The 14,483-nt window shown below is 30.5% G+C and carries 16 protein-coding genes; 7 read left to right on the top strand and 9 right to left on the bottom strand.

Annotated features, from left to right (window positions below):
• Positions 1-128 precede the first annotated feature (128 nt).
• Complete coding sequence (locus tag GBO31_RS06190; protein WP_219007462.1) at positions 129-749, top strand: L-threonylcarbamoyladenylate synthase; 621 nt, start codon at positions 129-131, stop codon at positions 747-749.
• Here the strand turns inward: GBO31_RS06190 and GBO31_RS06195 are convergent.
• Complete coding sequence (locus GBO31_RS06195; protein WP_219007463.1) at positions 746-1,621, bottom strand: AraC family transcriptional regulator; 876 nt, start codon at positions 1,619-1,621, stop codon at positions 746-748. The two genes, GBO31_RS06190 and GBO31_RS06195, sit on opposite strands and share 4 nt — an antisense overlap.
• A 227-nt stretch (positions 1,622-1,848) precedes the next feature.
• On the opposite strand from GBO31_RS06195, the gene GBO31_RS06200 reads away from it, so the two are divergent.
• Complete coding sequence (locus tag GBO31_RS06200; protein WP_219007464.1) at positions 1,849-2,433, top strand: hypothetical protein; 585 nt, start codon at positions 1,849-1,851, stop codon at positions 2,431-2,433.
• 173 nt (positions 2,434-2,606) lie between these two features.
• Positions 2,607-2,738 carry a hypothetical protein gene (locus tag GBO31_RS27170; protein WP_281422458.1) on the top strand — a complete coding sequence of 44 codons (132 nt, stop codon included), beginning with the start codon at positions 2,607-2,609 and terminating at the stop codon, positions 2,736-2,738.
• A gap of 4 nt (positions 2,739-2,742) precedes the next feature.
• Here GBO31_RS27170 and GBO31_RS06205 read toward each other — a convergent pair whose 3' ends face one another.
• Together GBO31_RS06205 and GBO31_RS06210 are read right to left on the bottom strand one after the other, a co-directional pair.
• Positions 2,743-3,480 carry a LytR/AlgR family response regulator transcription factor gene (locus GBO31_RS06205; RefSeq protein WP_219007465.1) on the bottom strand — a complete coding sequence of 246 codons (738 nt, stop codon included), beginning with the start codon at positions 3,478-3,480 and terminating at the stop codon, positions 2,743-2,745.
• A 9-nt stretch (positions 3,481-3,489) separates the two neighbouring features.
• Complete coding sequence (locus GBO31_RS06210; protein ID WP_219007466.1) at positions 3,490-4,524, bottom strand: sensor histidine kinase; 1,035 nt, start codon at positions 4,522-4,524, stop codon at positions 3,490-3,492.
• A gap of 336 nt (positions 4,525-4,860) precedes the next feature.
• On the opposite strand from GBO31_RS06210, the gene GBO31_RS06215 reads away from it, so the two are divergent.
• A complete protein-coding gene (locus GBO31_RS06215) occupies positions 4,861-6,711 on the top strand; it encodes a glycoside hydrolase family 13 protein (RefSeq protein WP_219007467.1) in 1,851 nt (616 codons plus the stop codon).
• 13 nt (positions 6,712-6,724) lie between these two features.
• Positions 6,725-7,615 carry a carbohydrate kinase family protein gene (locus GBO31_RS06220; RefSeq protein ID WP_219007468.1) on the top strand — a complete coding sequence of 297 codons (891 nt, stop codon included), beginning with the start codon at positions 6,725-6,727 and terminating at the stop codon, positions 7,613-7,615.
• A gap of 23 nt (positions 7,616-7,638) precedes the next feature.
• On the opposite strand, the gene GBO31_RS06225 is transcribed toward GBO31_RS06220, so the two are convergent.
• The 5 genes from GBO31_RS06225 to GBO31_RS06245 form a co-directional block, all read right to left on the bottom strand.
• Entirely contained in the window at positions 7,639-8,007 is a 369-nt protein-coding gene (locus GBO31_RS06225; RefSeq protein WP_219007469.1) for a hypothetical protein, read from the bottom strand.
• A gap of 5 nt (positions 8,008-8,012) precedes the next feature.
• Positions 8,013-8,780, bottom strand: coding sequence for a DUF3108 domain-containing protein (locus GBO31_RS06230; RefSeq protein ID WP_219007470.1), 768 nt, complete (start codon positions 8,778-8,780; stop codon positions 8,013-8,015).
• A gap of 146 nt (positions 8,781-8,926) precedes the next feature.
• Complete coding sequence (locus GBO31_RS06235) at positions 8,927-9,793, bottom strand: OmpA/MotB family protein (RefSeq protein ID WP_219007471.1); 867 nt, start codon at positions 9,791-9,793, stop codon at positions 8,927-8,929.
• 101 nt (positions 9,794-9,894) lie between these two features.
• Positions 9,895-10,887: a glycosyltransferase family 2 protein gene (locus GBO31_RS06240; protein ID WP_219007472.1), complete on the bottom strand. Its 993-nt coding sequence runs from the start codon at positions 10,885-10,887 to the stop codon at positions 9,895-9,897.
• Positions 10,888-10,920: 33 nt separating this feature from the next.
• The gene (locus tag GBO31_RS06245; RefSeq protein WP_219007473.1) at positions 10,921-11,364 is read right to left on the bottom strand and encodes a type I restriction enzyme HsdR N-terminal domain-containing protein; all 444 of its coding nucleotides are present in this window, start codon (positions 11,362-11,364) and stop codon (positions 10,921-10,923) included.
• A gap of 26 nt (positions 11,365-11,390) precedes the next feature.
• On the opposite strand from GBO31_RS06245, the gene holA reads away from it, so the two are divergent.
• Both holA and GBO31_RS06255 read left to right on the top strand, forming a co-directional pair.
• Complete coding sequence (holA, locus tag GBO31_RS06250) at positions 11,391-12,395, top strand: DNA polymerase III subunit delta (RefSeq protein ID WP_219007474.1); 1,005 nt, start codon at positions 11,391-11,393, stop codon at positions 12,393-12,395.
• Between the two features lie 61 nt (positions 12,396-12,456).
• A complete protein-coding gene (locus GBO31_RS06255; RefSeq protein ID WP_219007475.1) occupies positions 12,457-13,809 on the top strand; it encodes an MFS transporter in 1,353 nt (450 codons plus the stop codon).
• A 30-nt stretch (positions 13,810-13,839) separates the two neighbouring features.
• Here GBO31_RS06255 and GBO31_RS06260 read toward each other — a convergent pair whose 3' ends face one another.
• Complete coding sequence (locus tag GBO31_RS06260; protein ID WP_219007476.1) at positions 13,840-14,295, bottom strand: Lrp/AsnC family transcriptional regulator; 456 nt, start codon at positions 14,293-14,295, stop codon at positions 13,840-13,842.
• Positions 14,296-14,483 lie beyond the last annotated feature (188 nt).

Here is a 14,483-nt window from a genome sequence, read left to right on the forward strand (position 1 = left end):
AAATCAAAAAAAATCAAAACCTTAGTGTATAATCTTTAATTAGCTACTGTTGAAAAGATAATAAATACAGGAGATTAGCAGTGAAAAATTTACTATAATGCAGTATCTTTATCGCACTGATTCAAGGTATGGCAGAACTTATAAAATTATATAATGAAAACCCAAATCCACGAGAAGTAAGTAAGGTAGTTGATTGCCTTAGAGACGGTGGATTAGTAATTTATCCAACAGATACTGTATATGGATTGGGTTGTGATATCACAAATAATAGGGCTTTAGAAAAAGTGGCTAAGATTAAAGGAGTGAAACTTGCTAAGGCGAATTTTTCTTTTATCTGTAGTGATCTTAGTAATTTATCAGATTATGTTAAGCAAATTGATAATAGAACGTTTAAGCTTTTAAAGAGAACACTTCCAGGTCCTTATACCTATATACTTCCTGGGAGTAATAATCTACCTACGGTTTTTAAAAAGAAAAAAACTGTTGGGATCAGGGTACCAGATAATAATATTTGTAAGGCTATTGTAGAAAATTTAGGGAACCCTATCGTATCAACTTCTATCTATGATGAAGATGAGGTTATCGAATATACAACGGATCCGGAGTTGATATTAGAAAAATGGGATAATCTGGTAGATATTGTAATCGATGGAGGTTATGGTGATAATATGGCATCCACAGTAATCGATTTAACTAGTTCAGAACCTATTCTGGTTAGAGAAGGAAAAGGTGCGATTGATATTATTTAAGAAACTACATATTTTAATTCATTTCTATAAGTACTTGGTGTTTTGCCTGTAAACTGTTTGAAAAGTTTATTAAAGTGTGAAAAATTACTGAATCCACTTTCAAAACAGATGTCTGTAATACTGGTTTGTTTTTCGTGAAGAAGCTTAGCAGCATGTACCAATCTATATTCATTTACAAATTGAATGAAGGTTTTACCGGTATTTTTTTTGAAGTATCTACAAAACCCTGGTACGCTCATACTCACTTTGTCCGCTACTTCTTCTAACGGAATTTGTCTTGTGAACTCTTCCTGTACAAAATTGAAAATCAAATTAATACGATTATTATCTTGTAAAGAGGTTTCTATTATGAAGCCTTCCGCATTGAGAATAGAGTAGTCTTTAGTTTGTTGCATTTCTTTGAATACCTGAAGTATACCCAGTAACCTATCAAATGGATCTAACAAGCCTAATGCTTCAATTCGAGCACCTATTCTTCGTTTTGTATCTCCATGGAATACAATTCCTTTTTTTGCTTGTTCTAAAAGTTGATGTATTCCGCTCATCTCTGGAATATCAAAAAAAGAGCTTCCTAGAAAATCGGGTAACATTTGGATGATGGTTTCGCTTTTATTTTTTGTCAATTTATCTGTAAAACCACAGTGTGGTAGATTAGACCCAATGAGCATCAATGCTCCATTACGATAATATGACATGTGACTACCAATCTGTCTTTTTCCAGTTCCTCCATTTACGTATACAATCTCAATTTCAGGATGATAGTGCCAGATAGGTTCTTTATTCATCTTTTCTTGTGAGAAATTTTCATAGTAAAAAGAACTACCAAATTCAGGAACGATTTTTTCTAAAGAAGGTTTTATACTTTTTTTCATTTTCGGGGAATTTTCTCTCTAAAACTATTTTGTAAATATAAAAAATCTATTTTGTTAATTAAATGTAAAATTTTATAAACTGTATGTTAAATTAACATCACGATGGTTTTTCATCACTTTCATAGGTTAAAATAGAACATATATATGCAAATATAGATGTATTTCTACACATATTTACAGTTTTATATTTGCAACGTAAATTATTAACAACAACAAAAACCGAAGTTATGAGAAAAGTAATTAATGTATGCCTGATTGCACTAGTAATCATTACAAGTAATATTGCTAATGCTGCAGGAAAAGTTTCAGTTGAAATCACCAACTCGTCAATGGTTAATGTATCACTGACTAAAGTAGAGAAAGGAGAAAAGTTATTCTTAAAAGATTATGATGGAGAAGTTTTATTCAATGTGACATTGGATGCAACTCCAACGTATCAAAAGTATTTTAACCTTAGTAATGTTTCCGATGGAATCTATTTTGTAGAAACAGAATCTCCATTTGAAATAAAAGTTACACCATTATTAAAGAACCAAAAAGGAGTTTCTTTAATAAACCAATCTGCGGTAACGGTTTTTAAACCATTAGTGAAAGCAGAAAACAATATCATTAAAGTGATGTTTAATAATACTGAAAAGTCACCATTAAATCTTACGATTTATGACAATGATTTCAGATTATTAGAAGAAGTTATCGGTAACGATGAGGCATTATTTAAAAGAACATATGATTTCTCTAAAATGCCTAAAGGAGAGTACCAATTATACTTCTCTTTAAAGGACAGAACGTTTGTAAAGAAAGTTAGTATTTAATTGTTTTATTAACTCAACCACTTGATAGAAAGCAGCGCTAACCACGCTGCTTTTTTATTTAATGATGTATACCGAGTTTGGTTAATATTGAATAGATATTGGTCAATTTAGAACTTTTAAATAATTGATATCCAGTGTAATTTTAAAGTGTAGAATAATTTAAAATTATGATTATGAAAAAAATAGCAGAATTTTATCTTGTAGCAGTAGCAATTTTTACACTTTCTTTTTCAAATGGGTTAAAGGAAGTTTCTTTAGATATTAAAGATTTTTCTTTAGAAACCGACGAATTTTTAAATGCTTAATGTATTAGTAGTAGCCTAGGGTTTCTTTAACAGATGCCTTATAGTTTCTGCCAACGGGAATTTTAATTCCTTTTAGTTCTATTTCACTAGTAGAAAAAGAGTCAATATGATCTATTGAAATAATAAAAGATCGATGTACTCTTAGAAATTTAGTACTTGGTAGCGTACTTTGGAAAGTACTAATACTTTTGTACGCTGTAATTTCTCGTTCTAATGTCCTTACTTTTATATAATTTTTTAAACTTTCTATATATAGAATATCTTTTAAAAAGATTTTCTGCATTTTCTTTTCTACTTTTAGATAGATAAATATATTATCATACTCTGTTTCCTCTTTATTATTGCTGTCTTCCTGATCTGAAGTATACGTAGCGTGTGCTTTAGAAAGCTTCAGAATCTTATTAATGGATTTTAAAAATCTAGAAAATTCTATAGGTTTTAATAGATAATCAATAGCTTCTAAATTAAAAGCTTCAACGGCATAATCGCTATAAGCAGTGGTGAAAATAACCTTTGGCGTTGGACTGATGTCTTTTAGAAAATCAATTCCCGTAAGATCAGGCATCTGAATGTCTAGAAAGATCAAGTCGATATCATGATTCGTAATACTATTAAAAGCTTCTAATGCATTTGAACAGGAATGTACTAACTCCAAATGATCTATTCTATCAATGTAATTTTCGATAATCTCTCTGGCTAGAGGCTCATCATCTACAATAAGACATTTAATTTTAGTATCCATTTGAAAGATTTAGATGAAATTTAGTTGTAATAGGACTTCAAAAGATTCATTACTATCATTAATATCAAGCGAATAGTTATTGGGATATAACAAATCTAACCGCTTTTTTACATTAGTAAATCCAATTCCTCCTGTAAAATTTTTTTCTGGATGGTTATTTTGGAATTTTGAATTCTCTATGTGCAGTACCAATTTATTTTGTTTTGTAGATATATTGATAACAATCCAAGATTTTTTTGAAGAAGATGTACCATGTTTGAAAGCATTTTCAACAAAGGGAATAATTAAAAAAGGAGCTATAAGATAATCGTCATCTAATTCTGAATGAAAGCTTATATCAACAAAATTACCAAATCTTAGTTTTTCAAGATCAACATAGTTTTTTAAATAAGATATTTCCTTTTTTATAGATACTTTGTCAGTATTTGCTTCATATAGCATGTACCTCATTAATTTGGATAGTTTTAGCACTGCCACTTCAGCATCATCAGATTTTTTAATAATTAGTGCATACAAGTTATTAAGAGTATTAAATAAAAAGTGTGGATGTACTTGATTACGAAGCTGTATTAATTCGGCTTCTATTTTTTCTTTTTCTAAAGCTAACGTTTTCTGTTGTGAATTGTAGTATAGCCTAAAAAAACTCATTCCAATGGGAACCACAGCGGCAATATTTACATCTAAAATCGTATTAACTAATTCTGTAATAGTGAAATACCCTTCACTTTGCCATCCAGGAAGGTAATTAGGTTGTACGTAAAAATAGATAATTGGTCTTTGTACACATACGCTAACTAACAATAATGTAATTAGATAAAAAAATATGAATAGGAAGAATCTCTTGAAACTAAATAATTTTGGTAATAATATATATAGTGAAACGTATACCAATATCATTCTGGCTGGCAAGCTAAATGTCTGTATCGTGAATGACCTTACATAATCGTTATCATAGGTTCCCCAAGTAATCCCGAAAAATATAATTAAAGATATCCAATACAGAACATGTCTTAGAACTCTATTGGGAGAAAGTTTTTTTACCAAAAATCGCTTTATAAAATGATTGTAATCAAAAGACTAAAATCTGAAAAAAAATGGTAAAATAACAAAAGCTAAGACGAATAACTTTCAATTCTATACATACGGTAAGCATTTATATGTATACGACTCATCATTGTATGATTTCTTTTTAAATGGGGATTTCAAGTTGTTTGTCCTAAAAAAGTACTGTCCATATAAATAAATTGATAATCATATAAAGAACCTAGTAATTGCTTGAAAATACATATGAAATAAGTCAGACGTACTAATTATCTCTTTTCTCTTTATGAATAGTCATTGACGAATTTCATCACATTAGAAAATTAATACAACTTAAAGATGAAAATTTATTCAAGCAAAACGCTCTTTTCACTAATTATACTATTATCTATTTCTTTCAGTAGTATATCTCAAAACGCTAAAAAATTGGATCATGTTGAACCTCCATTTTGGTGGATAGATATGGTAGATCCTAGTTTACAACTATTAATACATGGAAGAAATATTGCAGCATTTGATGCCGAAATACCTAATCAAAGTATTGAACTACGTAGTGTACAGAAAGTAGAGAATAAAAACTATCTTTTTTTAGACCTTACAATCTTAAAGAATGCAAAACCAGGAAAGTTTTCTATAAAGTTTAAAAATGGCAAAGAAAGTTTTGATCATATCTATGAACTAAAATCAAAACCAAAAAGGAAGCATAAAGGTCAAGCGGTTACCTCAGAAGATGTTATTTATTTAATTACTCCAGATCGTTTTGCTAATGGTGATGCAACCAATGATTCTACAGATGATACTTTGGAAAAAGTGGATCGAAAAAATGAAAATGGACGCCATGGAGGTGACTTGAAGGGCATTTTAAACAATTTTGATTACATAGAAGAATTAGGTGTTACTACATTATGGCTTAATCCAGTTTTAGAAAATGACCAACCAGCATATTCTTATCATGGTTACGGAATTTCAGATTTTTATAAAACAGATACTCGTTTTGGAACTAATGAAGATTATAAAAAGATAGTGGATGTCTCTCATAAAAAAGGAATGAAAGTAATTATGGACCAGGTTTTTAATCATTGCGGTTCTGGGCATTGGTGGATGAACGATTTACCATCTAAAGATTGGTTAAATCAGTGGGATACCTTTACACGCAGTAATTTTACAAATATTGCCACTTCTGATCCTTATGTTTCTTCAGATGATTTTGAACTATTAACTAAAGGATGGTTCGATACGAATCTACCAGATTTAAATCTGGAGAATAAATTTTTAGAGACGTATATGATACAGAATTCTATTTGGTGGGTTACATACTCTGGAATTGATGGTATTCGATTAGATACTTATCCTTATCCGAATAAATATGCAATGTCTAATTGGATGAAGGCCTTAACTACAGAGTATCCCGATTTTTATATGGTAGCTGAAACATGGGCAGAACGAGCTTCATACTTATCATACTGGAATACCAATAAAACGAATAAAGATGGGTATACTTCTCATGTAAGTAGCATCAGTGATTATGCGCTTTACTATTCGATGATTAGAGCTTTTGGAAAAGACGGAGATATCAATGAATTATATAAAACATTAGCTGAAGATTTCGTTTACGGGAACCCAGAAAATAATAAGGTTTTTAATGGAAATCATGATGTAGATCGTTTATTAGCATTATTAGATGGAGATGTTGAGAAACTAAAGCTTAGTATGGTTTTTACCTTAACTACAAGAGGAATCCCGCAAATATATTATGGAGATGAGATTTTGATGAAAAACAAACGTCCAGATGGAAGAGTACGACAAGATTTTCCAGGCGGTTGGAAAGATGATAAAAGAAATGCTTTTACTAAAGAAGGGAGAACTACTGAAGAAGAAAAAGTGTTTAATTATATCAAAACTATTTTAAATTGGAGAAAAACAGCCTTATCAATACATAAAGGGAAGCTTACTCATTATCAACCAAGAGATAATGTGTATGTATATTTCAGATATACAGAAAATGAAAATACTATGATTATTATAAATAATAGTGATCAGACATATAATGATTTTAGTTTAAAGCGTTTCGAGAAATCCTTAGTTGGATACAAAAAAGGAAAAGATATTCTCAATGATACCTTGATTAGTAATCTTGAAAGTATATCTATTTCAAAGAATTCAGCATTGATCATAGCACTTGATAAATAGTAAATATAATCTTATGAAAAAGATTTTTAATATTGGAGGAGCTTCTTATAATTCTATTATCCATCTGGATACATTTCCTAGTCCAGAACCGACAACGATTCATTATTGTGATTTTAGAGAAGCAATAGCTAATACAGGTGTAGGAAAATCAATGACATTATCTAAGTTAGGTTTTGATGTTGTTCTTCATACATTAATAGGGAATGACATATATGGAGATAAAATCCGATCATATCTGGATCGTCCTAATATTACATTCATTTATGACTTTGATCCTAAAGGAACGGAAAGACATTTAAATCTTATGAATGCTAGAGGAGAGCGAATCTCTATATTTATGAATTCAGCTTCTGATAATCCAAATTTGGATTATCAGAAGTTTGTTTCTTATATCGAATCATCAGATATTGTTGTCGTCAATATTGCTAATTATTGTAGAAATGTGTTACCTGTTTGTTTGAAACAAAATGCTCCAATATGGACAGACTTACATGATTATGATGGGGTGAGTAGCTATCATYAGGATTTTATAGATGCAGCCACCTATATTTTTTTGAGTTCTGACAATCTTAAAAACTACAAGCCTTTTATGGAATCCATGATACACCTAGGCAAAAAGTTAGTAGTATGCACGCATGGAAGAGGAGGAGCAACGGCTTTAACCGAAGATGGCTGGCTGGAGATGCCTATCATTTCTAAATACGAAATGAAGGATACAAACGGAGCAGGAGATGCATTTTTCTCTGGTTTTTTATACGGTTTTTCTAAAGAGTATTCTTTAGAAAAATGTATGCAATTAGCAACAATATCTGGTGGTTTATGCATACAATCTGAAGAGATTGCAGCACCAAATCTTTCTGAAGCATTATTAGAAAAACAATACCGTCAATATTATGGTAAGTAATTTAGGATATTAAACGTTACCGTTTATTCGGATTCAATTTCTTCAAGATCTCCTTCGATTTCCTCCAGTTCGTTTTCAATTTCTTTCAACTCTTCAATAGCTTCCTCTTTACTTTGTTCTTCTTTTTGTTGAAATTCAGTGTCTACAGCTACTTCATCTTTCACCCAAAAAGATTTAGAACCACTGGCAACAACCACTAATATTCCTATTGTTAAAAATAGTAGCGATAATTTTTGTGGTTTTTCTTTCTTTTTTGATAGATAATACGCTCCAAAACCAGCTAATAGTGCTACTAAACCGGGTAAAATTCCAATGGTTCCAAAAGGAAGAATGGCCATTATAATTCCTAAAAAAGCTGCAATTGCTGCAATAGTTATGAATACAATTCTCATAAAAATTAATTTTTTAATCCAGAAGCTTGGGTTAATGTTAATTGTCCTGTACCGGCGGGAATACTAAATTTAATTAGTACAGGAACTTTATTCGCATCTGCAGTAAGATATACAATATTTTTGTTCGTCCCTTTTAGGGTATTATTATTTACAGCTATTTTATAACATTCTTTGCTGCCCATTGTCTTGGTATTAATTGTTTCTTTACCTAATAATTTTAAATAAGCAGTTTGCGGTTTTCTATCAAATAATATGGTGATCTTTTGGTTTGTGCCAACAGGTGCTTTTTCAATATCCATGTTTCTAATATGGTATAAAGTAGAAACCACATCATATGTATTAGATCCCATTTTAAGAGTTTTAGTATTAGGCTCTTTTTTCTTTTGCATGGTGGCTTTTATAGTCCCTTTTTTATAGCTATAAACATATTTTTCCTTTTTGATATATCCACCTTCATTAATATCTCTTTTATATAAATAAGGTTTTAAATTAGATGGATTAACATAAGCTTCATATACATCTCTAATTTTAAAAAAAGAATCCCACTTCGAATATGTGGCGGCATTACATTTAAGTCTTAGATAGTTACTTTTACCAGTATTTACTCTGGTAGTCTGCATGGTAACTTGTGCAAGATTTGTCAATAACCCAGACATGTTATAAGAAGCAGTATATACTAACTTTTCGTTCTCACCAATAGAAGTATTTGCTTTTTTTTGAGCGTTGGCGACTATAAAAGAAAGAAAAAATAAGAGGGTCGATAATTTTCTCATTGTTTTTTATGAATATTAATTGATTCTTAAATGGTTATGTTTTGGTTGATTTAGATTCAATTTTTATACCAATGTTGTTAGGTCGTATAATTAAAAAAAGGGTTAATATAATGATTAACCCTTTTTCAAAAATACTTTATAGCTTTTTATTTACCACCTTCAGTAGCTTTTTTCATACCATCTTCTATCATATTATAGAACTGGTCTAACTTAGGTAATACTACAATTCTAGTACGTCTGTTTTTAGATCTATTGGCAGCATTAGAGTTATCAGCTACAGGAATATAATAACTTCTTCCAGCAGCGGTCATACGTTTTGGATCTACACCAAAATCGTTTTGTAATACTCTTACAACAGATGTTGCTCTTTTAACACTTAGATCCCAGTTGTCTAATAATACTTTGTTCTTGATAGGTACATTATCCGTATGTCCTTCTACTAAGAATTCGATGTCTGGTTTGTCGTTTACTACTTTAGCTACTTTACCTAAAACTTCTCTAGCTCTTGTAGATACATTATAACTTCCACTCTTAAATAATAACTTATCAGAGATAGAAACATATACTACACCTTTTTCAACATTTACTTCGATATCTTCGTCTGCTAAGTTACCAAGAGCACCTTTTAAACTAGTTACTAATGCAAGTGTCACTGAATCTTTCTTGTTCAAGGCGTCATTCATGGTCTTAATCTGAAGATCCTTTTCTTTGATACTTTCTAAAGATCTTTCTAAGTTTTCAGCTTCTTTTGTTGATAAAGTTGCAAGATTACCAACATTATTTAATAAAGCAGAATTTTGATTTTTAAGATTATTTACCTGATCTCTTAAAACCTTAAGTTCAGAACTTTCACTAGCTTTTTCTTCCAAGCAACTATTTAATTTAACAGTGGCAGTATTTAATAAATCTTGTGTTTCTTTTTGTTTGGCTTCTAGATCTGCAAATTTCTTCTGTGACACACATGAAGATAATAAAACAGCCATAGAAGCTCCGATAATCATTGCTTTTTTCATTAGAAAACGTGTTTTTAGTCTTATTCCGGTTATAATGACTCAAAATTATTAAAATTGTGACGCAATGTCCTTCTCTTAACAATTATTTAATGAATATAACCTTACAAATGGTTAAATAGTTTTTTATTCAAAATATAATATTGCCATACAACGGAAGAAATGTTATAATATTTCCTTGAAGCCCCTGATTTTTTGCGTTTTTTAACAAAAGTTGGCAGTTTTTTGTAAAAGCTGAAATGCGCTTTAAGAATTGCTAAACAATGAGAGGGTTTTCCTTCAAATACAAATTTTAAAGCTGCTAATCCATCTAATATTAGTCTTGCAAATATAATGAACCAACTATAGATTCCAGAAGTATTTTTTAGAATCATTAATAAATTATTTCTAAAATTAAGAAAAGTCTTTCTAGGATTCATGGCATCAAGAGTTGCACCTCCTAAATGAAATACTTTAGAAGCACCAATATATCTTATTTGATAACCGCTATTTTGTATCCTCCAACATAGATCGATTTCTTCTTGATGGGCAAAAAAATCTTCATCCAGTCCATTCATTTCTTCGAAGACTTTCCTTCTAATAAACAGACAGGCTCCACTTGCCCAAAAAATATCAAGGTCATTATCATATTGGCCCTTATCTTCTTCTAATGTTTCAAAAATTCTTCCACGACAATAGGGATATCCGAATTGGTCAATAAATCCTCCAGCTGCACCGGCATATTCAAAATAGTTTTTCCTTTTAAAATCAAGGATTTTTGGTTGCACTGCTGCAACTTTTTCTGAATTTTTAAATGTATCGATAATTGGAGTTAACCATCCTTCAGAAACTTCTACATCACTATTTAATAAACAATAAATATCTGCATCAATTTTTGCTAAAGCATCATTGTACCCTTTTGCATAACCACCATTAACTTCATTTTGTATAATAGTAACTTCTGGAAATGTGTTTTTTAGGTAAATTACTGAATCATCTGTAGAAGCATTATCGGCAACATAAACCTTTGCTTCCCTAGAATATTTTAGTACTGATGGAAGGAACTTTTCTAATAACGAACGTCCGTTCCAATTTAATATGACTATAGCTGTGTTCACAAATGCAAATAAAAAAGAAATAAAACTAAATAACTATTTATAATCTGGAATATCCTGTAAAAAGCTATACTGTTTTGCTGTGTAATCCATTTGGCAATAATAATGATTTATACCATTTGTAATCATAAGATACTCTGCATCAAGAGCTAGATTGTAACGAGCAATTTGGTCAAATACCTCTTGTGTGATCTTTATTTTAGGTGATTTACATTCGATGATAAGATAAATACTACCGTTTGGATTAAAAATGATAATATCATAACGCTTATTGAGCCCATTCACTTTCACAAGCTTTTCAACATTTATGAGACTTTCGGGATATTTTTTTTCTTCAATAAGATATTGAATAGTATGTTGTCGTACCCATTCTTCTGGATTGAGAATGATGAATTTTTTGCGTATTCTGTCAAAAATGGAAATTTTATTTTCGCTACTTTTGAATCGAAATTGATATGCCGGAAAGTTGAGTTTTTGCATAACACAAATTTGATGATTTTTTCTGAATGGATGAAGTAAAACAAATAGTAAGCGATATAAAAAATGGAAATATAAAACCTATCTATTTTTTGATGGGTGAGGAACCTTATTATATAGATAAAATTTCAGAGTATATTGATAAAAATGTTTTAGCAGAGGAAGAAAAAGGATTTAATCAAATGGTACTATACGGACGTGATGTTACTATTGATGATATCGTTTCTAACGCCAAGCGCTATCCAATGATGGCCGAACGACAAGTTGTTATCGTTAAAGAGGCACAAGATTTATCCAGGACTATTGAAAAGTTATCTGATTATGCTGAAAACCCGCAACCGACAACGGTTTTGGTGGTTTGTTATAAGTACAAGAAAATTGATAAACGTAAAAAGTTATACAAAACTGTTGCTAAGAGCGGTGTTATTTACGAAAGCAAAAAATTATATGAAAATCAGGTGTCAGATTGGATTAGAAGAGTACTGGCAGGATCTCAATATACAATAGAACCCAAAGCATCTCAAATGTTAGTGGAGTTTTTAGGAACTGATCTCAATAAAATCAATAACGAATTAGAAAAATTAAAATTGATTATCCCTAAAGGAGAACCCATTACAGCGGATAAAATTGAAGAAAATATCGGAATCAGTAAGGAGTTTAACAATTTCGAACTTAGGAAAGCAATTGGGACAAGAAACGTAATAAAAGCCCATAGAATTATTAATTATTTTGCTCAAAATCCAAAAGACAATCCTTTAGTGGTTACTATATCTTTGTTGTATGGTTTTTTCTCTCAAGTATTGCAATACCATGGTTTAGCTGATAAATCACAACGAAATRTAGCAAGTGCTTTAAAAATTAACCCATACTTTGTTAGTGACTATTCTGATGCAAGTCGCAATTATCCGATGAAAAAAGTAAGTCAGATTATAGCATTATTACGTGATGCAGATGTAAAAAGTAAAGGAGTAGGGGCAGCAAGTCTTCCGCCTGGAGATATTCTGAAGGAACTTTTGGTAAAGATTATGGGATAGCTAATAGATTATTAGTAATTGTTTAACAGATCTTTAGTTAGAACAATCTTAATTTTAGGAAATGAAGCTATTTACTTTTTTTTCTAAAAGCATTTTCCCGATACTTCTAGTAAACTTTATTGGTATTTTAGGCTATAGTATAGTGATTCCTATTCTTATATTTATAGTCACAGATCTTGGTGGGAATGGATTCGTATATGGAATCTTAGGATCGATGTACCCGTTTTTTCAATTTATTGGGGCTCCAATTCTCGGAAGACTTTCGGATAAAATTGGTAGAAAAAAAGTATTGATTATTAGTCAGGCAGGTACTTTTATCGCTTGGTGCTTATTTTTGATTGCATTAATACTTCCTAAGATACAATTATGGTCTCATGACTCAGAATTTACTGGAAATTACATAATGACACTTCCCTTAATTTTACTCTTTATAGCAAGGATTTTTGATGGATTTACAGGAGGAAATATTTCTGTAGCAAATGCCTATCTTTCTGATATTTCCACAGATGAAGACCGTGATAAGAATTTCGGAATGATGGGAGCTTCAACAAGTTTAGGATTTGTATTAGGACCTGCAGTTGCAGGAATTTTAGCTTCCACGATATTAGGAGAAGTATTACCAATTATACTTGCAGCTATTATTTCTTTAATTGCAATTGCTGTTATTTTTATAAGATTACCTGAAAGTAATCCTTGTGTTGTAGATACCGGAGATCTAAGCTATAAATCTTTTAGAAGATTTTTTCAGGTGGAACATAAGAATTGTTTTTCTAAGAATACTGATACTACTAAGAGTAAAAAAGCAACTACTTTTATCAGTATATTAAAGCAACAAGGCATTCCACTATTGTTCGCGATTTATTTCCTAACATTCTTAGCCTTTAGCCTGTTTTATGCGGGATTACCGATATATACTTCTACTATCTTGGATTGGACTGCCATTGATTTAGGAATCTTTCTGGCTTATTCTAGTTTCATTATGATTCTTGTACAAGGACCATTAGTGTCTTTTCTGTCAGGAAAAGTATCTAATATTGTACTTATTGGAATTGGTACATCATTATTGTCTTTAAGCTTTTTCTTCCTTTCTTTTAATAGTATTCTCATACTTTATTTGGCGAATACTATTTTATCGATAGGTAATGGACTCATGTGGCCAAGCTTTCTTTCTCTTTTGTCAAAAACTGGAAATCCGGATTTACAAGGTACTATTCAAGGATATGGAAATAGTATGGGGAGTTTGGCAAGTATATTTGGACTTATTCTTGGAGGTATTATGTTTGAAAGTATCAATGTGCAAGTTTTTATAATAGGGTCTGGAATATTTTTATTGATACTTATTTTACTTCTCATAAATCATTTTCGTACCAAAAATACTTTGCTAAAACTTAATCCAACAGCGGAAGTAGCTTAAAAACTAATAATATGATCAATTTTTTATTCTTTAGGGAATTGGCAAAAACGAAAAATCCTTAACTTCAGTCATTACAAATGAACTTTGTACTTTAGAAATATTTTCTAGAGAGGCCAATTTGTTAGAAAGAAAATACTGGTAACTTTCCATATCCTCAGCATAGATCTTGATTAAGTAATCGAACATTCCAGCGACATGATAGCACTCTGCAACTTCTGAAAACTGTTGAATATCTTTTTCAAACTTCTTCAGATAATCCGTTTGATGGAGATTGAGGGTAACGTTACAGAAAACCATTAATTGTAATCCCGCTTTTTTTCTATCTAAAATTGCTTTATATGATTTTATAACACCTTCTCTTTCTAATTTCTTTACCCGTTCAAAAATAGGAGTAGTGGTAAGATTTAATCGCTCAGCAATCTCTTTGATAGTGATTTTACCATTTTTTTGTAATAAACTAAGGATTGATCGATCAATTTTATCCATAATATTTTTCTGTCTTATGTCATGTAATGATTCAAATATAGAATATTTTTCTTTTTTTGATTTATAATTTTTATTTTAATTCTGTATTTATTCAAGTTTATGGTTTTTATTTCTTTTTGAATTAATTTTAAGCAAGTAGAAAACGTAATATTTCTTTTAAAATAAGTGTAAAAATAGATAGGATATAC

It is taken from the genome of Aquimarina litoralis (genome assembly GCF_019295435.1).
Classification (GTDB): Bacteria; Bacteroidota; Bacteroidia; order Flavobacteriales; family Flavobacteriaceae; genus Aquimarina; species Aquimarina litoralis_A.